The organism is Candidatus Latescibacterota bacterium, assembly GCA_019038625.1.
GTDB lineage: Bacteria > Krumholzibacteriota > Krumholzibacteriia > Krumholzibacteriales > Krumholzibacteriaceae > JAGLYV01.
Window position 1 is genome coordinate 16,769 of record JAHOYU010000025.1, and the last position, 21,724, is coordinate 38,492.

General features: G+C 51.1%; 14 protein-coding genes. 13 read left to right on the forward strand and 1 reads right to left on the reverse strand.

The genetic code is table 11. The features are described from left to right. Positions 1 to 467: 467 nt before the first annotated feature. The 6 genes from KOO63_01650 to KOO63_01675 all read left to right on the forward strand — a co-directional run bounded on the left by KOO63_01650 (position 468) and on the right by KOO63_01675 (position 11,260). Entirely contained in the window at positions 468 to 3,956 is a 3,489-nt protein-coding gene (locus tag KOO63_01650; GenBank protein MBU8920540.1) for a T9SS type A sorting domain-containing protein, read from the forward strand. Positions 3,957 to 4,089: 133 nt separating this feature from the next. Beyond that, on the forward strand, positions 4,090 to 7,494 hold the full coding sequence (locus KOO63_01655) for a T9SS type A sorting domain-containing protein (protein MBU8920541.1): 3,405 nt from the start codon (positions 4,090 to 4,092) through the stop codon (positions 7,492 to 7,494). Between the two features lie 464 nt (positions 7,495 to 7,958). Then, the gene (locus KOO63_01660) at positions 7,959 to 8,468 is read left to right on the forward strand and encodes a mobile mystery protein A (GenBank protein ID MBU8920542.1); all 510 of its coding nucleotides are present in this window, start codon (positions 7,959 to 7,961) and stop codon (positions 8,466 to 8,468) included. After that, on the forward strand, positions 8,465 to 9,049 hold the full coding sequence (locus KOO63_01665) for a mobile mystery protein B (protein MBU8920543.1): 585 nt from the start codon (positions 8,465 to 8,467) through the stop codon (positions 9,047 to 9,049). Before KOO63_01660 ends, KOO63_01665 begins: the two co-directional genes overlap by 4 nt. 162 nt (positions 9,050 to 9,211) lie before the next feature. Further along, the gene (locus KOO63_01670) at positions 9,212 to 9,790 is read left to right on the forward strand and encodes a hypothetical protein (GenBank protein MBU8920544.1); all 579 of its coding nucleotides are present in this window, start codon (positions 9,212 to 9,214) and stop codon (positions 9,788 to 9,790) included. A 48-nt stretch (positions 9,791 to 9,838) separates the two neighbouring features. Beyond that, positions 9,839 to 11,260 carry a T9SS type A sorting domain-containing protein gene (locus KOO63_01675; GenBank protein ID MBU8920545.1) on the forward strand — a complete coding sequence of 474 codons (1,422 nt, stop codon included), beginning with the start codon at positions 9,839 to 9,841 and terminating at the stop codon, positions 11,258 to 11,260. Between the two features lie 145 nt (positions 11,261 to 11,405). Here KOO63_01675 and KOO63_01680 read toward each other — a convergent pair whose 3' ends face one another. Further along, the gene (locus tag KOO63_01680) at positions 11,406 to 13,361 is read right to left on the reverse strand and encodes an oligopeptide transporter, OPT family (GenBank protein MBU8920546.1); all 1,956 of its coding nucleotides are present in this window, start codon (positions 13,359 to 13,361) and stop codon (positions 11,406 to 11,408) included. A gap of 245 nt (positions 13,362 to 13,606) precedes the next feature. On the opposite strand from KOO63_01680, the gene KOO63_01685 reads away from it, so the two are divergent. The 7 genes from KOO63_01685 to lspA all read left to right on the forward strand — a co-directional run bounded on the left by KOO63_01685 (position 13,607) and on the right by lspA (position 21,719). Beyond that, positions 13,607 to 14,299 carry a YggS family pyridoxal phosphate-dependent enzyme gene (locus tag KOO63_01685; protein MBU8920547.1) on the forward strand — a complete coding sequence of 231 codons (693 nt, stop codon included), beginning with the start codon at positions 13,607 to 13,609 and terminating at the stop codon, positions 14,297 to 14,299. Positions 14,300 to 14,435: 136 nt separating this feature from the next. Continuing rightward, complete coding sequence (locus KOO63_01690) at positions 14,436 to 14,687, forward strand: YggT family protein (protein MBU8920548.1); 252 nt, start codon at positions 14,436 to 14,438, stop codon at positions 14,685 to 14,687. 115 nt (positions 14,688 to 14,802) lie between these two features. Then, positions 14,803 to 16,410, forward strand: a complete 1,608-nt coding sequence (locus KOO63_01695; GenBank protein MBU8920549.1) for a DivIVA domain-containing protein — start codon at positions 14,803 to 14,805, stop codon at positions 16,408 to 16,410. 230 nt (positions 16,411 to 16,640) lie between these two features. Then, positions 16,641 to 17,465 (forward strand): purine-nucleoside phosphorylase, encoded by an 825-nt coding sequence (locus KOO63_01700; GenBank protein ID MBU8920550.1) that lies wholly within the window; start codon positions 16,641 to 16,643, stop codon positions 17,463 to 17,465. Positions 17,466 to 17,644: 179 nt separating this feature from the next. Beyond that, positions 17,645 to 20,797, forward strand: coding sequence for an isoleucine--tRNA ligase (gene ileS, locus KOO63_01705; protein MBU8920551.1), 3,153 nt, complete (start codon positions 17,645 to 17,647; stop codon positions 20,795 to 20,797). Positions 20,798 to 20,825: 28 nt separating this feature from the next. Beyond that, entirely contained in the window at positions 20,826 to 21,236 is a 411-nt protein-coding gene (locus tag KOO63_01710; GenBank protein ID MBU8920552.1) for a TraR/DksA family transcriptional regulator, read from the forward strand. Continuing rightward, a complete protein-coding gene (gene lspA / locus KOO63_01715) occupies positions 21,237 to 21,719 on the forward strand; it encodes a signal peptidase II (protein ID MBU8920553.1) in 483 nt (160 codons plus the stop codon). Positions 21,720 to 21,724: the final 5 nt, after the last annotated feature.

Sequence of the window (21,724 nt, forward strand, 5' to 3'; positions counted from 1 at the left end):
TAAAGTGGTCGTAGCGGCAGTTATCAGAAGGCCGGCCCGGAATCGGGCCGGCCTTTTTTATTTCAGAACACGACTGTTTTCTGACAGTGGTGATCGATCTATGATACTCGAAATCTCCAAGTAGTTAATTTTTGTTGACAATAACGGTAATTTTCTGTTACTGTTCCGCTTACTTCCCGGCATCTATGAGTTCAAGAACGAGACCTGTTTCGTTTTTGTTGCTTTAGTTTAATGAATTATAAGGGATAAGGGGGCTGTCCTGATAATTCATGAATCAATATCAGGTATTTATCAAAATGCCCGAATAGTATTATTTACAACTGTTATTATTTTGTTCTTACCACATCCAATTTCTGGCCAGAGCTATAATCTCATTCCGAATCCGGGCTTCGAGATAGTACCGGACTACAGTAGTACCAGTATGCATTATTCCGATATTCTCAACCTCTGACAAATGGAGCACTTTCATGCGAAGAATGCGTGTTGTCCTGAGTGTCTTTACGATCCTTGTAATGTGTTCTGCGGCCATTTCCGTATACGGACAGTCGCCTAACCTGGTTTTGAACCCGAGTTTTGAGGCCTATACGGGAACACCCACCTGTGAGTATGGTGATCAGGGCAGGCTCGCATCACTCGCTGATTACTGGACCATCACATCCGATGGATCATCTGACTTTTGGCATATTTTGTATGATTATTCTGAGTGCTTGACTCCTGTTGCTTTGCCGAGGACTGGAAACGCGCATGTAGGCTTTGTAATTGGTGGTAACAACCCATTATACAGAGAATACGTGCAATCAGAAAACGGAATACAACTTTATCACGATAAATGCTATCAGGTTGAGTTTTACGCCAGGTGCACATCTGGTTCTATAACAAAACCTGTTGGTATGCATTTCAGTACATCACGTATCCAATATGCATATGCGGTAACTCCACAAATCAGCGAAACGAAATATATTGCTTCTGGATATGTAAAGATATCAGGTGTTTATACACCACCTGTAGACGGCAATTACTATATAACTCTGGGAGCGTTCGAAACGGATCCGGTCCCGGACTCAAGATATCTGTTCATAGATGACGTATCAATCCGTGAAATCACAGCGCCTGAAGTGAGGGCAGCTTATACTATTTACCCTACGGAAGAAGATCCGCCATGGTCTCCCCATCTTTTCTCTGGCGACCAGGTGTCAGTTGGGGACTGTGATTCTATCGAAATCTTCATTAATGCCTCCGACGATTTCGAATCGGAAATAGCTATGACACTCACAGGCGCGGATATTCCAGGCATGTCCGTTCAGTGCGTGTCTCCATGTTCCGGCACATCGCCGGTATTTACAGGAGAAAATGGAGAAGTCGTGGTCCAGATCAACTGGGCTCCTTCATGGGACCAGTGCGGCATATATCCTGTCGGTGTGACCGCAACGTCACAGTGTGGTCTTGTCTCGAATTTCTATTTCACAATCGAAGTCACATCCTGCCTGCATCCTTGCTGCCATGGCAACGGACAATGTCACCTGACTGATGAGACGACCTGCGTTGATGAATGGGGAGGGGAATGGCACCCGGAGGCCGAAAGTTGTGAGGAAGTTACTTGTTCGTCAATCCCGTGTTGCATGCCTGATGGTAGCTGTGAGTACATGTTTACGGAACAGGAATGTCAGGCCGCCGGAGGCATAGTTCCCAGTAACTGCGATTACTGTGAGCCCAATCCTTGCGAAGATGGCATCTGCTGCTTTCAGGACGGCAGCTGCCAGGCAATGACAAGGTGCGAGTGTATGGATGCATCTGGTGCAGTAGCTTTTACTGCGGGAGAAAGCTGCGATCCCAACCCATGCTCACAGCCCGGAGTGTGCTGCGATTTCGATATTTGTATTCTGACTGATAGAGTCTGCTGCTATAAGTGTTTTGGGGGGCGTCGGAACAGTTGGCATCCGGAGTGGACCAGCTGCGATCCCAATCCATGCATCGCTCCCTGTGTCGACCCTCCCCACAGCATGATCGCCTGGTGGCCTCTTGATGCATCTGATGGGGCCGAAGGTATAGTTGCATATGATCTTGTCGGGGATAATACGTTGTGGCACCAAGGGACACCCGTTGCGAACTTTGGTGAACATGTCGGCAACTCCCAGCATTTTGAGAATGCCGGTGACTACCTTCAGGTACCATCTCCCACGGACGGTTCACTCGATCTCGGCACGGCCGATCTGAGCATCGATCTCTGGGTGCGAACGAACGTGACATATCCAGATGTTCGAACGATCGTCGACAAACGAGGCAATCCCAGCGGGGCCGGTTTTTCTCTTTTCATTGGAACGAACGGTTCTATCGGATTTCAACTGGCCGATCCGAGTAACCATAACAACTGGCCCAGCAGCGGAATCGTCTCAGACGGGCAGTGGCACCATGTGGCGGTGACCGTCGACCGCGACGAGTCGAACCAGGGAGGCAAGATATACGTAGATGGCAGTGTAGTAGGGATTTTTGATCCTACGATACGGTCAGGGAGCCTTACCAACGACGGGTCGTTACGAATCGGACAGCGTAATCTGGACTCTGGGACGCCCTTTCAGGGAGACATCGATGAGGTGCAGATATTCAACCGTGAGCTAGATGCGGAAGAAATCGTAGCGATATACGAGTCAGATGTGAACGGCAAGTGCCGGTTCGGTAGTTACCTTCCCCCCGTAGTATCAATGTGTGAATACAATGATCATGTACACACGACTTTGATTATCGGTAATTTCACAGGCGAGACAAAGAGTTTCGATGTCAGCGTGTTCGGCGATGATGCGATTGGATTGGAAGCAGGATACGACCCGACCTATAACTCGTACATGCTCGGTGAAGGGTATACTGAGATACCCGTTACGATCTACCCGCCGGATCACTTCGGGGGTACCGAGAGTTTTGCCATTATGGCCGGCGTGACGTGCGACAAAGGTTCATGCACGAGTTCGAGCAGGGTTCAGAGCATCCCATGGTATAATTGCGGCGGGCTCTCAAGTGGTGGTGATGTTTTTCTGGTCAGTTTAGGTCTCGTCGAGTATGTGGACTTCAGCTTTACGAACGAAACTGCCGTGCGTGACACCATTTTCTACGCAATAAAGTCGCTGGCAATGAACGGAGACACGATGAGGCAAGTCGTGAGCCTTAATGGTCTGGCACCGGGCGAGATTGTCGAAGGAAATATTATCGTTGAGCCATATGATTCCGCATCAGTATCTATCGGTGTATCGTTTGCGGAGTACGATCCGTTCGTCATTCACAGCCTCATACTGATGAGGGACCTGGACGATGACGGGATAAAAGAAAATGTTGGTTCGTACCTGTTGCAGTCGGTACGTGAGACAGCGCCCAGTACCGCAGTTAATCTGACTTCATTCTCCGCATACGAGCACGATGGATATGTAGAAGTCGAATGGACCACGGCTTCTGAATCGAATAACGCCGGATTCAATATTTACCGAAGTGAAAACAAAGAGGGCGTAAAAGTAAAGCTTAACGGAGTACTCATACCAGCTGCCGGCAATGGACTCGAGGAAACGATATACGTCTTCAGGGATTATGGCGCCGCCGATGGTGAAGTCTATTATTACTGGTTCGAGAATGTCAGTGTAGACGGCAAGACCGGGATGAACGGGCCGGCACAGTCTTCTCGTCAGGATATTCCGATGGCCTTCAGCCTTGCCCAGAACTATCCCAATCCGTTCAATCCGGTGACCAATATCAAATATTCCCTGCCATGGGACAGCCGCGTGAAGTTGACTATCTATAATGTTCTCGGGCAAAGAGTGGCGGTGCTGGTCGACTGCAGCCAGGAAAGAGGCTACAGGACGGCTCGTTGGGATGGAAAAAACACAAACGGTGCGGACGTCTCCAGCGGTATCTATTTCTATAAGCTGCAGGCGGGTAGTTTTGAAGAGACGAAGAAGATGATCCTGCTTCGCTAGCAGGTGTCTTTATTAAAGAGTCGAGGAGTATCAGTATTCGGGTGCCTGTCGTTATGAGGATCTTGCAGCCGGAGTGTAGTCAGCGAACAGTTTTCTGTATGTATTGTCGTGTCATCAACAGGAGGAAATGACAATGGGTAAATTGGTACTGATTCCGAAGGGGCTATGGTTTCTGGTGATTATTTTTGTCCTGGCTCTAATTTTCCCCGCTCTGCATGCCCGTGATGCAGAGGAAATCAGGCACAAAGAGATCGATCTCCCTGTTATTTCAACAACACCAGAATCCGGAGAGCCTTTTCTGCTGCCTGCTGCAGTTGGAGTAGTTGCTGAATATACGTTTGACAATGGGTCGTGTGGCACGGAGGGCTGGGTAAGTGTGGACAAGACTGAACAACCTGGTCCGTACTTTCATGTCGATGATTTTGATGGACTTGGCGGAGGAAATTATGGCGGGTTGGTACCACTGGACGGTCTGCAATCAATGTGGTGCGGCTACCGAAATGACCCGTTGGATATGGAGAAATGTGGTTGGTGCCCGCCAGGGTATGGCAATAATTGGGATCAGAGGTTCGAATCTATCACCTTTTCCACAAAGGGTGACGTCACGGTCAGTTTTTTAATGTACTACGACAGCGAGGGTGATAATGACTTTACCTATCTGGAATACCTGCATAAGGACGGTCACTGGGTGGAGCTCGCCAGTTTTGACGGTACTGGAGACTCATTAGTGATCGAATTGATTCCCGGCGGTGATGTAGATGGAGCTACAAAAATACGGTTCCGTTTTGTGTCTGACGGTGCCTGGTCGGATGAGGACTGCCTGTGGGGTACAGACGGAGCGGTGATCATCGACAGCCTGACCGTTACAGATGATGATGGGGAGGTGGACTCTCAGGATTTCGAGTTCGAAAGCGTGGGGGACCTGACCACCCTGGACGGCGACTGGGCAGCCACAACGCCGACTCCATACGGTGACTATGCATTCCTCTTTGACAATAGCACAGCCCCGGACCCCTCCAGTTCGAATTCGTCTTGTGTCTGGGGATTCACAAATGGCTCTACATCCGATTATCTTTGTGGAGACTACCCTCTTACCATAACTGTTCCCTATGAAAACGAACGTGGTCAATACATCTATAATGAGATCCGGTCTCCCATAATACCGTTTACAAAAACCGGTTCGGCGGTGTACCTGTTCTTTGACGTGTACCACGATCTCCCCCTGAACCCGCTCGTGTTTTACACATGGTCCGTCCGGTATCGAGAGACTCCCGGCGGATGCTGGTCGGGCTGGAAGGATCGAAACGACGTATATTATGGAACGGGAAAAGTGTGGGTCACCAAGCATTTTGGAATCGGCGATCTGCTCGGTGAGGACCTGTCTTCCGTCGCCGAAATTCAGATCGCCCTGGGCGTTGCAGACTATTGTGGTCATTGGGAAGGGGAATATGGTGATTGTTCATGCCACAGCAACGCTCCGTTATTCGACAATGTCCGCCTTCTACGGTTCGATCCGGGGTATATAACAGGCAATGTGTTTAACGACATCAATGGCAATTGTGTGTACGATGAAGGTGTCGATTTTGGGATCTGTAATCGCAGGATTCAAGCTGAATCGATATTCGGCCAATTTATCGGATATACAAACGGACAGGGCGATTATTCGATTGAAGTTCTGGAGGAAACATACACAGTCGACCAGTTCGCCTTTACCGGTGATCCCTGGACTCTGCGTTCCTGCCTCCCCGACCCACCCTACACAATTGAGGTAGATGAAGGCCTGGGATATCCTAATAACGATTTCAGGCTAAACACAGTCGGGACTCCCCAATGTGATGTTTCTGTTGGCATTATATCCAACGGATTCAACTACGGACCGGTTCCATGCGATGATACAATCTTCAGGGACCCATGCCCTGGAATCGAACATGAGTATCTTTTCTGGGTACGCAACAATACAACCTCAACGGGGTGGACCACACCGGGCCAAATTCTCGAGATAGCTCTCGATCCAACATTCACTATCAATCCCATTGGTGTCTACAGCACCGACCCGATCAATTGCCCCATCACCTTTACGGTCGACCCGAATAACTATGAATGCGAAGTGGAGTTGACCGGACGAATCAATCCCGGGCAATCGTATGTGGTTGCTGTCCGGGCGACGCCAGCCACAGATAGTCCGTACGTGACACAGATGACCTATGTGGATCTCGGTGAGTGCAGCGGCAACAAAACATATTCGATGTCAGAATTATCCAATTGCTCGTGCGATCCAAACGACTTGACTGTCACGCCGGCCGGATGCGGCATCTTCGGCAACATTGCAGTGGACGACAGATTGACCTACAAGATCAGATTTGAGAATGTAGGGGGTGGGGTCGCGCATGACATCTTCATCGGTGACAATCTCGATATCGATCTGGACGAGACGACCTTTGCAATTATAGGAAGCAGCCATGCTATAACAGGTGTTCAGTCTTCCGGCAACAATCTGTCAATCTACTTCGACTCTATCGATCTGCCAGGCATCGGAGACCCCGATAACAACAAGGGGTTCGTGATCTTCTCCATCGATCCCCATCCCGACTGTACAGAGGGGACAACGATAACAAATTCGGCCTCTATCTATTTTGACGATAATCCCCCGGTTGTCACGAATACTACAACCAATACCGTGGCCTTCCCATTCGCTACCTTTGCGTGTGCTGATAGTTGTGTTGGAGCTGTTCGTTATTATAACTTTACCTTCACGGGGGGCGAAGATGCCTACGACACGTATTTATGGGAATTCGGGCCGGGTGGCATTCCGGCGACTTCCGATCTCAAAGATCCCCTTGGGATAACCTTCTCATCAGAGGGTATGAAGGAAGTCACATTGACTGTTACACGGGATGGATGTGAAGAAAGTGTGACCGAGAAGCTGATCCATTCATCATGTGCCTCGACTGCGGTTCAGATGGCCTCATTCTCCGCTCTGGAAAGAGACAGTTACACAGTAGTCGAATGGACTACGATGGTGGAGAGTAACAACGCCGGATTCAACCTGTACCGGAGCGAGAGCGAAGAGGGGGAAAAGACACGGCTCAACGACGAGCTTATTCCGGCCGCAGGCAACGAACTTCAGGGAGCGGAATACAGCTTCAGGGATCATGGTATCGTGGTCGGTGTGGATTATTACTACTGGACCGAGGGTGTCAGCCTGAATGGGACTGCGAGTATAAGCGGGTCTGTTCAGACAGAGCGAGATGAATTCCCGAACGCGTTCGGACTGTCACAGAATATCCCCAACCCGTTTAATCCCACTACCGAGATAAGGTATAGCCTGGCTTTTGGCTGCCATGTTCGGCTGGATATCTACAACATTCTCGGGCAAAGAGTGGCGACGCTGGTCGACTGCAGCCAGGAAAGAGGCTACAGGACGGCTCGTTGGGATGGTAAAAACACAAATGGTGCGAGCGTCTCCAGCGGTATCTATTTCTACAAGCTGCAGGCGGGTAGTTTTGAAGAGACGAAGAAGATGATCCTGCTTCGTTAGCCTCATCAGTTATCAGAAGGTCGGCCCGGAATCGGGCCGGCCTTATTCTGTGCCCCCCAGGTAATACCCGCATGTATTGTCTTTTAATAGCCTAACGATAGAGAGAGGCCGGTCGATAAAACGGTTAGCGGGAAAATGCGTCAATGATAGCAGGGTACTGTATCGCTGATGTATTTGTGATTGGGTAAGCTGAAACTTTTGAAATTGAGATTATCTGGATCTATTCTCTATTCAGGACGACTGGTTGCTATGTACGAATCCAGCGCTAAATTATTTCAAAACCAAATAATATAGCGATATCTATCTCGCTATATGTCAATAAATATATTTACAATTATGCTAATAAAGTAACGATTAATATTTACTAAACATTTAATAATATCAAACTATAGGTTGACAAATATTCAAAGTGAGATTATCCTTATTCAGGACTGGCAACAATAATCAAGATATCAGGGAGCGCTATGATGAGCAGAAATATTCAGTTATCAAGAAGACAGCTTGATCAGAAGATGAAAAAGCTCAAAAAGGATGCGGATGAAGGGATTCCCAATAAGGGTTGGATCAGGTCCGTGCGATATGCCCTTGGAATGAGCGGGAGCCAGCTGGGCCACCGGCTTGGAGTCACTAAACAGCAGGTCAGCGCTCTGGAATCAGGGGAGCTTGAGGGATCCACGACCCTGAAGATGCTGAAAAAGGTAGCCAGGGCGATGGGATGCCGGGTCTTTTATGGCTTTGTGCCTGAGACTTCTCTTGAGGAGCATATCAGGGATAGAGCTGAACATATCGCTGTGAGAAGAATCAACAGGGTCGGTCATTCGATGGTCCTTGAGGGACAGGGTTTGGGTAAGCGGGAGATGAAGGCTGTCCTGAAAAACGAGATAGATCGAATAATCGATGAGATGCCGAAATATCTCTGGGATGATGTGGAGTACGGCGGCAGCAATAACGAAGTCGGGGAGAAAGAACGATGAAGATGAATTATCCGGAAGGAGCATCTTCCTTTAGCCCGGAAGAGCTGAATGAGCTTCTCATCCCGACCATCTCGAACAGGGAAGAGCTGGACAGGTGGGAGCAGGATAATATTTTGAAAGCGGTCGACTGGGTCAATAAGGTCGAACCAGATGAAATATTGTCTGAATCTTTCATGAGAAGACTTCATAAGGAGATGTTCGGCGATGTCTGGAGCTGGGCAGGGAAGTTCAGGCGAAGCGACAAGAATATAGGAGTGGATTGGAAAGTCATCTCTGTCGAATTGAAGAATTTGATAGATGATGTCAGGTGCTGGCTGGAGAATGATTCGCTATCAGCCGACGAGATAGGCACGAGGTTCCACCACAGGCTGGTCCAGATCCACCTGTTTCCAAACGGCAACGGCAGGCACGCGCGGCTGGCGACCGATCTGCTGATGGAAAAAATATTAAGAGTCAGCAGGTTTTCCTGGGGAGGGAAGAACCTTTCCGAGGAGGGGGAATGCCGGCGCAGGTATATTGATTCCCTCAGGCAGGCGGACGCCGGACATTATGAAGCGCTGATCGAGTTTGTCCGGAGCTGAAGGGATTTTCCTTCTAATCGAAATGCTGAATATGGTATAATAGCACCAAGCGGTAATTATTACTGGGGGGTTAATATCGGGCGATAGCTAACATTCCAATCATTACAATTTATCCGTCCGTTATTTCTGCTCTCTTCTCTTGTCGAAAGGGAGGGACAGGGAATGAGAATGTCACGTTTCAGCTCGGTGCTGTTGCTTTGCGTTGCTGTCGTATTTGTGTCCTTAATATTTTTGTCACAAACAGTATCCGCTCAGCCAGTTCCTTATCTCGGCCTTTTCATCGATGAGACGCATAGTCTCCATTATGTGATGTTATCCACGCCTCTCGTACCGTTTGAAGTTTTTTCCTGGGTCTATCCAAGTGAAAACGGCATGGTGTGCGCTGAATTCGACATAGTTTATCCGGAATACCTTGTTATGTCCGGACACACCGACAACCCTGAGGCACTGATTCCGATAGTACCCGACCCGGATGGTGTTACCGTTTGTTTCGGTGAGTGCAGGACCGACTGGGTATGGCTGAGAAGCTTCAACTTCCTTCCAACTTCGACGGGAGGAATGGATTTTATCAGAATCGTTCCCCATCCCATATCCGGAGTGGTGCAGGCGGCGACATGCCATGAGGGCAATCCTTACGAGACATTTGTTCTCATGAACTATTTTTGTATCAACGACCCGGCCTGCCCGATTGCGAATGAGAGCGCATCCTGGGGGGCGATAAAGACGATGTACGAGGATTGATTTTAGAATTGAATATTGTTGAAACATCATTCTATTAAAAGGGGGATAATGATGATCAGAGTGGCAGTTTTCCTGGCCCTGATCGGAGCTATCGTAATCGCCGTTCCGTGCGTGTTACACGCCGGGCCAACTGCATACATCGGACTTTATACCGATGAGGAGCGTTCGAACAACACGGTCATCTTCTCAGAAATGTGGGAACATTTCGAAGTATGGGTCTGGGTTCTGCCTGGTGACCTTGGGATGATGTGCACCGAATTCTCTGTCGATCATCATGATCTGGTAATCGTAGAGGGTGAACTATTTCCCAATCCCGAATGTACTGTTAACATGGGGAATCTGTTCTATCCGGGTGGTGCATCGATCTGTTTCGGGAGTTGCCAGTACGATTGGACATGGCTCTACAGGATCAGCATGTACACACAATCAATGGAGTCCGGTCGTATTGAGATCAGAGAACATCCTGATGCGGGAGGTCTTCAAATCGCCAATTGTATCCTTCCTGATTATCCCATTGAGGAAGCGTTCATTTATAGTGAGATATGTTATGCAAGATCTATTTCCCCCGATGATTATATGCCGATTTTTACTGAGCTAAGCGCACCGGAATCAGTGACAGTGAATATCACGTTCGATGATACTCCCGCAATGGATTTTCCTGATTTTAATATCTATAGTGCCGCTGACTCGACGGATACCATACAGGTTATGTATGTTGCCCACCCCACCTATTACACATGGATCCTTTCGCTTGGAGATCCTCTGGTAGATGGCGAGAATTACATCATAGAGGCAACTTCTTTTTGTACTTATATTCCCAGTCCTTGTGGATGGGCTTCTTACCACTGTTATGATCCCCAGGCTCAGTTTGAGTACCACAGCCCTGTCGCGACGATGCTCCAGTCGTTTGCCGCAACGCCATCCGCAGCGATTGTCGAGCTCAAATGGGAGATCTCATCGATCGATCGGGGTGTAGAATTTGTCGTTTTCCGGCAGAAGGGCAGAGGAGCATTCGATGAAATCGAGAGAGGATCGTTCGGTTCAGGTGGGCTGGTGGGCTCCGGTGCCATGACGTTCGAATATATCGACGAGACCATCCTGCCCGGCTGCTGCTACAGGTACAGGGTCGAATATATTCTTGATGGTGAATCGCACGTTCTCTTTATAACGGAGCCAGTCGAGACTCCTGCCGCTGCTCTCTCGCTCGAGCAGAACCATCCGAACCCGTTCAATCCGTCCACTACTATAAGCTACAACCTGCCGGCAACGGGGTTCGTGAGCATCGAGATATTCGATGTGACAGGCAGGAGAGTAAAAACGCTGGTAAGTGATGTCAAGAACCCGGGTCCGCACCGTATCGAATGGAACGGGCTGGACGAAACAGGCATGCGAGTCGTATCGGGCGTCTATTTCTACCGCCTCCGTGCTGGCAAGGAAGAGCTTACGAAGAAAATGGTGCTGATGCGGTGATGGTTTTGCTGACGGAACCTTGATGTTACGTCGACATATGAGTGATTTCGGGGATAAAAACCCGGCCGCCGAGTCTTCCTGAGACCTGGCAGCCGGGTTCTGATTTTCAGGACTGTATTCAGATTCGAAGTCGAATCTGGTACGGTCAGGCTTTCTTCTTAGACTTGTCAGCCATCCGGTACAGGTACCAGCCGAGGCCTCCGAAGATGACGGCGGAGACTATCTGACCGAGCCATTCCGGCGAATAATCGATCACGAGGAACTTCGGCGCCTTTGTCATTATCACGGCAATCACCGCGATCACCACACCGAGCAGCCCCTCCCCGGCGATCAGGCCGCTTCCGATCAGTATGCCATGGTCTCCGGTCTTTTCAGCGCCTTCTTTCTTGCTTTTGTGCTTTTTGTCGATCATGTGCCGCAGAAGGCCTCCAATGAAAACCGGTGTCATCGTATTAAGAGGAAGGTAGACACCGACGGCGAACGGCAGGGGCGGGATCTTGCAGAGCATGATCACTATGGAAAATGCAGCTCCGATCCCGACAAGGTCCCAGCGGAGGTTTCCGTCAAGCACCCCGTCGAGTACCGTTTTCATCAAGGTTGCCTGTGGAGCCGGGAGTTCGGCCGATCCGAACCCATAGGCCTTGCCCAGATAGAATATGGCAAGACAGACAAAGAAGGCCGAACCTACTGCGCCGAGCAGTTCGCTGATCTGCTGCTTTCGTGGTGTCGCGCCTATTATGAACCCTGTCTTGAGGTCCTGCGAGATATCGCCTGCGATAGACGCGGCGATGCAGACAATTGTACCTATTGTCAGCGCGGTGATCTTCCCCGTGAGATCGGTCCATCCTAACATCTTGAATATCAATCCCGTTCCGAGAAGAGTCACGATGGCCATCCCGGATGTCGGGTTCGAGGAGACACCGATCATTCCCACGATCCTAGACGACACCGTCACGAAGGCGAAGGCAAAGATCGCTATCGCCAGTGCACTGAAGAAACGCATGATGATATGCGTCTCGTTTCCGATGATCCCGGGAATGAAAGTAACCATCAGCACCACGAATGCGACACCGAGGATGACATACTTTATCGAGAGGTCCCTCTCTGTGCGAAGCCTGCCGGCATCAAGCTCGGCGGCGCTGGTGCGCAGCTCCCTGATGCCGATCTTCAGTGAACCGATCATGGTCGGAATCGATTTGATCACGGTGATTATGCCGGCTGCAGCCACGGCGCCAGCACCGATGATCCTGATGTAGCCGTCCCATATCTGCTGGGGTGACAGTTCCCCTATCGTGGTCACGGAGGGGTCGAGCCCCTTTGACTGGAGATAGGCAAGAGTATTCGGCCAGATCTCCATATTGCCGAACTTCCACGCTATGACCGGTATCAGCAGGACCCAGGAGACGAGCCCACCCCCGACCATGATGGCGCCGATACGCCGGCCGAGTATATATCCGACACCGAGTAGAGCCGGGGTCGTCGAGACTCCGACTACCGCTTTTTTGATGAACGGCAGGGTGATCGATACATTCGACGGCCACAGATAGAGAAATGAGATCAGACCCTTGTACAGGGCTCCTATACCGAGGCCCTTGAATACACTCGATGCTGATGCGCCGCCTCCGCCGGTAGCGACGATAAGGACTTCCGCGCTTGCCGTGCCCTCAGGGTATGGGAGAGTATCGTGTTCCTTTACGATGAGAAAATTCCTCAGCGGGATCATGAAGAGGACACCCAGAACACCTCCGCATATCGCCAGCAGAGTGATCTGTATAAGGGGCGCGTCGTACCCCCAGATATATAATGCAGGTATCGTAAAGATCAGTCCTGAGGCGAGCGACGAGCTTGCCGAGCCGGTAGTCTGTGAGATATTGCATTCCAGGATAGTCGGCTTGCCGAATATCGGGGTAAGTATCTTGAGGAGCGCCACCGAGACGACCGCCAGCGGTATCGCGGTGCTGATGGTCAATCCGACCCGCAGCCCGAGATAGGCGTTCGCGCTGCCGAAGATGGCACCGAGCAATATTCCCAGTATGACTGTCTTCGGATTGAAATCCTTAATGACGGTATCGGCCGGCACGTAAGGTTTGTGTTGGTTCACGATACGGGATCTCCTTTCGAACTTTTACTCAATATCCGTATCGACCGGGACTGGCCCGGTCAGGCAGCCACATTACCAGATGAGAACTGAGACGTCCAGATAAATGGCCCGATTGGATCATCCGGAGTGACACCATATCTAAGTGTTGAAAAATAATCATTCAGCATTTAGGATTGCGGCGGAGAATCGGGTCGGTCGTGTGGAATTGTTTAGTCAACGTGACTCGTCAGCATATGGAGCATGACATGTCGATCAAGGAAAATTTCGAGAGAGTCAGAGACCGGGTCGCCGCCGCGGCGGTCGGTGCCGGACGTACTCCCGAAGAGATCACGATAATCGGTGTTACCAAGACGCACGGGCCCGGGACGGTCGTCGAAGCGATTAAGGCCGGAGTAACAGATGTCGGCGAGAACCGTGTGCAGGAGTTTCTGTCGAAGGTGGATGATGTGGAGCTTGATGTCCGCTGGCACCTTATAGGTCATCTGCAGACAAACAAGGTGAACAAGGTGATCGGCCGCTTCGCCATGATCCATTCGGTAGATTCATTGAATCTGGCTGAAAAGTTAAGCAACGCGGGAGAGAAAGAGGGAGTACTTACCGATATCCTTCTCGAAGTCAACACGAGCGGGGAGGAGTCGAAATTCGGACTGGTACCGGAAGAGACGACAGAGATCTGTGAACGTGTATCAAAATTGCCGGCCGTGAACCTCAAGGGGCTCATGACTGTAGGACCCTGGGTAGATGACACAGCTGTCCTTTCGAAAGCTTTTTCCAGCCTTCGTCTTCTGGCTGAAAAGATCGACGCGGTGAAGATCGATAATATATCCATGGATCATCTGTCTATGGGGATGACCGATGATTTCGAGATCGCGATAGCAGAGGGCGCGACGATGATACGCCCGGGAAGGGTGATATTCGGGGAACGCGGGACTTTCTGACAGGTTGAGATCCCTGTTTGAAGAGTGGCAGGATTTCAGCCGGCGGAGAAGAAAATTTGCGGTCCCGAAATTCACCAGGAATCGACCAGGGAACCATGTGGCGCTGTAAAGCGTGTAAAAATACGAGGTTACGAGATTGTTTATAACGGACGTATTTGGACTGATAATTGCTTTTTTGAATGTGATCACATTCCTGTTGCTGATATACCTGTTTCTGCAGGCGATCAGCGATGACAGGAGCAGGGTGCTGGGGGTATTGGACAAGGTGTTTTCTCCCGTGCTTCAGCCACTGAGAAAAGTCCTGCCCTCATGGAGGATAGATATTTCTCCGGCAATCCTGGCCCTGGCCCTGCAGATAGCAGCGGTAATACTGAAAAGGATGTGGTAGTGCAGTAAATGAATCCCCGCATGGTAGCGGGCCCGCGAAGAAAACAGAAGTAAGTGAAGTTGGATGAGGCAGAAGCGGATAAAAAAATCCGGGCTGCTACAGAGGAGGCAATGAGATGAGGATTACACCTCTCGATATCCGGAAGCAGGAATTTAAGAAGACTATGAGAGGTCTTGATTCGGACGAGGTCTACGCGTTTCTGAACACTGTCGCCGAGGAGTACGAGACCGTGCTTTCCGACAACAAGAGACTTCGTGAGCGTATCGTCGAACTCGAGGAACGTCTCAAGGAATTCAAAAGCATGGAGACCAATCTTCGGAATACTCTTCTGACCGCGGAACGGATCACGGCGGAGGCAAAAGAGAATGCCCGCAAGGAAGCCGGGCTCATCGTACGAGAGGCCGAAGTCGAGGCGGAAAAGGCCGCCGAGACGATCCGTGCCCACACTCAGCAGCTTCGCAGGGAAATACTGGAACTCAAGAAGAACAAGGACAACTATATCACTCGGATGAGGACTCTTCTGGATAGCCACCAGAACGTGATCAGCGGTTTCGAGGACGATTTTGCCGAAGTCGACAATGAGATCGAGAAGATCGGCCGGAAAGTCGAAGAGGATACGAACAGTGTCGTTCCGGGACCCAGGATGACGAGGGACAGGATCACCGAGGATTTTGCGCACGAAGAAAAACAGGAAGAAACGGACAAGGTGACCTGGGACGACGAGCAGAGGAGAGAGGATATCCCGAGGCCCTCGATGCCCGCGCCGCCGCACGAGGCCGGAGCCTCTCCGGAGAAAAAGAACTCAGCGCCCAGGGAAGAGGCAGCCGGGACGATGAACGTTCCGACATCACAGCAGATCGAGATGGAACCTGTCGCGGCTCCGCGTGATGAGATCTCTGCGGCAAACGCGGAAGCGACACGTGTCGATTTTGCCGGTGTGGATGCCGAGAAGATAGAGATAGCTGATGAAGGTAATCCTGGGTTGGATGGTCATTTCAATGAAAATGATGTTCGCAGAAATGTTGCAAGGAGCATTGAAGACAGCATGTATCCTGAGGCTCATATCGACGAGCAGAAGCAGGCTGCGGGACAGGGCGCGCCTGCCGGGCCAGTCATGGAATCACAGCCCCAGGCACAGCCGTCGATGCAGCAGCCTCCAGCAATGACATCGGTCGCTCAGGGCCAGGCACCTGCTCCGCAGTGCGAGACCGATGCTACGGGAACTGCCGTTCAGGATGTTCCCCCGGCTCCGGAGACAACGCAGCAGGATATGCAGCAGCCGGTTCAGCAGATGCCGGAAAATACTCCTGATCAGACTGTCCAGATCCAGGACCAACCGGCCGCCGCGGACCAGCCAAAAAGCGATGACTGGAAATCATACGAAGTGAACAATGCGAAACCGGACTGGAGTAATTATCAGATAGATGGCTCACAGCAGCAGCAGCCCACATCGGAACCTCAGCCGCCGGCTCCGGCCATCCATCAGAGTGATGCAAGCGATGTCGAAGTCGAAGAGGCACTTTCGGGGTTGGAAGAGATGGGGCAGGAACAGCAGCAGGCGCCCGTGCAGGAGGTACAGGCTCCCCAGCAGCCGGCAAAAGCGGAAACTCAAGTAAAGCCGGAAGCTCAGGTGGAGACAGAAGGTAGCGAAGAAGATTCCTCTTCGACCTGGTCGATGGAGGAATTGCGAAAGAACCTGACCAACATTGACAGGGAGGATTAGAGATACTACCTGTCAGTAGCGGTGTCGGTATTGTCGCCGGCACTGAATAAAAGGGACATGTGCGGGAAGGCTGGGTCCGAACGGGGATTCGGCCTTCCGCTTTTTCAGGGCAGGCTGACCTGATGATTTGTGCTTGCCTGCCTGTCAGATAGCGTGTATAAAATGTTTGTCCGTTCTGGTCTCTGCCTTGATGTCCGGCTCAATGATGGAGCGCGCCGAAAGGAGTCCCCGTGACTGAACTTTACAATCAGATCAAAGAAAGTGTGACCTATATAAGGAAACAGACGAAGATCCGTCCTTCATTCGGCATCGTCCTGGGAAGCGGACTGGGTGGGCTGGCCAGGAAAATAAAAGTCAGTCTGAAGATACCTTATGGAGATATCCCCAATTTTCCTGTGTCGACGGTCAAGGGCCTGCACGCGGGCAACCTGCTGTTCGGTGAGATAGGTGGCAGGAAGGTAGTGGCAATGGAGGGGCGCATACATTATTACGAGGGTTACACGATGCGCCAGGTGACATTTCCGGTAAGAGTGATGAAGGCGCTCGGCGCCCGCTCGCTCATTCTGACCTCCGCGGTCGGAGGAATGAATCCTGATCAGCCGCCCGGCTCGATCATCGCCGTCACGGATCATATTAACCTGATGGGGGACAATCCACTGATCGGTCCGAACGACGAACGGCTGGGGCCGAGATTCCCGGATATGAGTGAGCCATATAACAGGAAATATATCTCGATCCTTGAAAAAACGGCTCTGGACCTGAAAATCCCTCTGAAAAGGGGCGTGCTTGTCGCTGTGGCTGGACCAAACCTGGAAACTGCGGCTGAATATCGGTTTCTCCGGCGGATCGGGGCTGACATCGTAGGGATGTCGATGATCCCTGAAAATCTGGCAGCAGTGCATTCAGGGATGAAAGTGCTTGGAATATCTGTAGTTACCGACGAAGCACTGCCTGATTGCCTCAAGCCTGCCGATATAAGGGAGATTATCGCCACGGCGAAAAAGGGAGAGGTGGTCCTCTGCCGACTCGTGGAGGGCTTTCTCAAACGAGTATAGGAATGGTGGGGGTGGTGCAGAGGGGGGTGCGCATGGCGTTCCAGACAGGCTGGTCTGAACGCGTCTGCTGATGCTTGACATCAGGGCCTTAATACATTATAAGATATTGACCTCGGGAAAGAACAGTCGGGCTGAAGTTTTCACCCCGGTCACAGTAGCACAGGATTCGGAGTCTAGATATGGCCGATGATAACACCAGAAAACGTTATGACGATATTCCATCCCAGCGAGAATCGGTTGATGCGGAAGCTTCTATTCTCGAGTACTGGGAGAAACACGATATATTCAGGCGGAGCATAGACGAAAAACCGGCTGACAACCCCTTCGTGTTCTACGAAGGGCCGCCCACAGCGAATGGCAGGCCTGGCGTTCATCATGCTATGGCGAGGACGATCAAGGATATCGTATGCAGGCACTGGACGATGCGCGGGCATCGGGTCGTCAGGAAAGCCGGGTGGGACACACATGGGCTTCCTGTAGAGATCGAAGTCGAGAAGAAGCTGGGCCTTGACGGCAAGGACCAGATCGAAAAATTTGGAATTGCCGGGTTCAACGCAGAGTGCCGCAAGAGCGTGTTCACATATCTCGACGAATGGCATGAGTTTACCCGCAAGCTTGGGTATTGGGTGGATCTCGATGACCCCTATATCACATGCACCAACGAATACATCGAATCGGTATGGTGGATCCTGAAACAGTTCTGGGATCAGGATATGCTTTTCGAGGGCCACAAGATCATTCCCTATTGTCCGAGATGCGGCACTTCGCTCTCGAGCCATGAGGTATCCCAGGGGTATAAGGATGTTTCCGACCCCTCGATCTTCATCAAATTGAAGATCGTCGATGATGAAGCGTATTTTCTTGTCTGGACGACGACTCCCTGGACCCTGATCTCGAATGTAGCCCTTGCGGTCGGCGGAGATCATGATTATGTCCGGGTGCTGCACAATGGTGAAGAGCTGATTTTTGCAGAAGACCTTCTTCATGTCCTCGAAGGTGATTATGAGGTGCTCAGCAAGGTCAAGGGCGTGGATCTGGTTGGGAAAAAATACGAGCCCTGTTTTCCGTGGTTCAAGGATGCCGAGGGGGCTTTCAGGGTAGTGGCCGCCGATTTCGTAACTCTCACCGATGGCACCGGGATCGTCCACACAGCTCCGGCGTTCGGTGAGGAAGATTATAAGCTCGGCCAGAAAGAAGGGTTGCCGTTTGTACAGCCTGTCGACTCGGAGGGAAAATTCACCGACGAGGTCGAAAAATGGGCGGGGCGTCATATCAAGGAATGTGACCCGGAGATCATCGAGGATCTCAGCAAAAGAAATCTACTATACAGGGCCGGAGAGATATCCCACTCCTATCCTTTCTGTTGGAGATGTGATTCGGCGCTTATCTATTACGCGCGTCGATCCTGGTACATAAGAACGACTGCCTTCAAGGATCTTCTTATCGAAACAAACAAGAAGGTCAGCTGGTATCCGCCCGAGGTCGGTGAGAACAGGTTTGCAAGGTGGCTCGAGGGTAATGTCGACTGGGCGCTCAGCAGAGAGCGTTACTGGGGCACGCCTCTGAACATATGGGTCTGTGATTCCTGCGAAGAGAAATACTGTGTCGGGAATATGGCCGAGCTTCGTTCGATCAGTGAAGAGATCCCCGAGGACTTCGATCTGCATAAGCCGTACATCGATGATCTGGATGTCGGTTGTCCCGAGTGTGGAGGAAAAATGACCCGGGTGCCCGAAGTGATCGACTGCTGGTTCGATTCGGGAGCGATGCCGTTTGCGCAGTACCATTATCCTATGGAGAATATGGACCTTCTGAAGAAACAGTACCCTTCGGCCTTTATCAGCGAGGGTCTCGATCAGACGAGGGGCTGGTTCTATTCACTGCTGGCGATCGGTGCGTTTCTTACGAAGCAGAGTCCATACGAGAGGTGTCTCCCTCACGGGATGATCCTCGACAAGAGCGGTCAGAAGATGAGCAAGAGCCGCGGCAACGCGGTCTTCGCCAGTGATGTATTGAAGAGCGATGGTGCTGATTCTCTCAGGTGGTATCTGATGACGAGCGGGGCTCCATACCTGCCCAAGAAGTTCGATTCCGAGGCGATGAAGGAAGGGGCAAACAAGTTCCTGGGTACTCTGAGAAACCTCTATTCGTTCTTTGCCATGTACGCCGAGATCGACGGTTTCGAGCCAAAGGGCGAGATCGACGGCAGTAACATGATCGACCGCTGGATACTTTCGCGCTACAATACCACTGTCCGCGATGTCAGAAAGTCGCTCGAGGACTACGAGCTCACGAAAGCGGCAAGGGCCATTCAGGTATTCGTCATCGACGAATTGAGCAACTGGTATCTGAGAAGGTGCCGCAGGCGTTTCTGGAAGAATGAGATGAGTGGCGACAAACTGGCCGCCTATGAGACGTTCTACCATGTGCTGGAAGGTATCTCCAGGCTTGCAGCGCCGTTCGTGCCCTTCCTCGCCGAAGCCGTTTACCAGGGACTCAAGGGTGTAGATACCTCGGCTGACGAGGGTGTAAGCGTCCATCTGGCCGACTTTCCTGAAGTGGCTGAATCAATGATCCACGAGCAACTGGAGAAGAATATGGACGGGGTCCGCAAGGTCGTGACTACAGGCCGCGCGGTAAGGAACAAGGCGGGTATCAAGGTCCGCACACCCCTGGTGGAGATGCTCGTGCACAGCAGCCGTGGCGAGGATCTCGCCTGGACGAAAGACGAGGAACTCCCCGCGCTCGTTCTCGAAGAGCTCAATGTCAAGAAGATCTCGCCGGTAGAAGATACCGGTGATTTTATACAGTCGAACGTAAAACCTGACTACTCTGTACTCGGCAAACGCTTCGGCAAGACGATGAAGGCTGCTGCAAACGTGCTGGAAAACCTCAGTGAGCAGAGCGTGGCTGAAATCGTTGAAAAGGGTAAGGTAGAAGTAGAGATAGACGAGAAGAAGGAAGTGATCTCCCTGGAGGAGGTACAGATCCTCAAGGAGACCGCCGATGGGTATGCGGCCGAGACGGAGGGAGACCTGACGGTTATCCTTGATATTCGACTCACGCCTGACCTTATTAAGGAAGGAATGGCAAGAGACCTTGTCAATCGGATCCAGAACCTCAGGAAAGAATCGGGATTCGAGGTCAGTGACCGAATCGAGCTTTCATACTATGCGGCGGAGGAAGTGAAGGAAGTGCTGGAATCGTTCGGCAGGCATATCTGCGAAGAGACACTTGCCGAGTCGCTTTCGGAGGGACAGGTAGACTGGGAGTTTAATACAGAATTTAAACTCGATGAATACGAAGTACGGCTCTGGGTAAGATTGGCTTGATCACGTCTGACAGGAGAGGCACAATATAATGCCCCAGAAAAAGAAAAAGATGAAGCTCACCAAAAAAGAGGTCGAATCGTACAGAAAGGTAGTCCTGGCTGAGAGAACGCGAATCATTAAGGAACTTGGCAGGATCGAGGAAGCCATCAGCGATTCGAGCGAAAAGGGTGAGGCTTCGAAAAAATCTCACTCCAACCATCTTGCCGACCAGGGCACTGATTTTATGGAGACGGAGAAGAATTTTTATTATGCTTCGCAGGAAGGCCATTATCTGCGGTCCCTGGACGAAGCCATTGAGAGGATGGACCGCGGCGAATACGGCAAGTGTTCGGATTGTGGTGAACTCATAGGCGACAAGAGGCTGGCGGCCGTCCCCGGAGCGAGGCGGTGCATAGAATGCAAGAGTGAATCGGAAAAAAACAAGAGGGGACGTCAGTAGGTGTTCTATTTTGCTGTTGCAGCTATTGTCGTCATACTCGACCAGGCTTCCAAACGGCTGATCTGGGATGCCTTTCAGAACACTGGCGGAACTGAGCTTATAGGCAGTTACCTTCGTATCAGTCTCAGCAAGAATCCAGGGGCTGTGATGGGCATACTTTCCGGTTCGCGTACCATTCTCATAATAGTCACTATCATCTCCATAGGCGCCATCGTATTTTTTGCGTACAGGATGAGGTACGCACCGATGCTGAAAAGGCTCTGTCTGGGTCTTATCCTCGGGGGAGCTTTTGGCAACCTTATCGACAGGGTCGCTTCAGGTGAAGTCATCGATTTTATAGACATGGGCTTTGGCCAGTACCGCTGGCCGACGTACAATGTTGCAGATATAGCAGTTACAATAGGCGCTGTGATCCTCATCGCCGGTTTTATGAAGAACGATTCCATCGATTATCCCGACCCCTCTAAGAAAGAGGCGGCATAGCCGGT

Coding starts and splice junctions, on each gene's coding strand:
- KOO63_01670 (MBU8920544.1), top strand. CDS start 9,212: ATGAGAATGTCACGTTTCAGCTCGGTGCTGTTGCTTTGCGTTGCTGTC.
- KOO63_01650 (MBU8920540.1), top strand. CDS start 468: ATGCGAAGAATGCGTGTTGTCCTGAGTGTCTTTACGATCCTTGTAATG.
- KOO63_01710 (MBU8920552.1), top strand. CDS start 20,826: ATGCCCCAGAAAAAGAAAAAGATGAAGCTCACCAAAAAAGAGGTCGAA.
- KOO63_01685 (MBU8920547.1), top strand. CDS start 13,607: ATGTCGATCAAGGAAAATTTCGAGAGAGTCAGAGACCGGGTCGCCGCC.
- KOO63_01660 (MBU8920542.1), top strand. CDS start 7,959: ATGATGAGCAGAAATATTCAGTTATCAAGAAGACAGCTTGATCAGAAG.
- ileS (MBU8920551.1), top strand. CDS start 17,645: ATGGCCGATGATAACACCAGAAAACGTTATGACGATATTCCATCCCAG.
- KOO63_01675 (MBU8920545.1), top strand. CDS start 9,839: ATGATGATCAGAGTGGCAGTTTTCCTGGCCCTGATCGGAGCTATCGTA.
- KOO63_01665 (MBU8920543.1), top strand. CDS start 8,465: ATGAAGATGAATTATCCGGAAGGAGCATCTTCCTTTAGCCCGGAAGAG.
- KOO63_01695 (MBU8920549.1), top strand. CDS start 14,803: ATGAGGATTACACCTCTCGATATCCGGAAGCAGGAATTTAAGAAGACT.
- KOO63_01655 (MBU8920541.1), top strand. CDS start 4,090: ATGGGTAAATTGGTACTGATTCCGAAGGGGCTATGGTTTCTGGTGATT.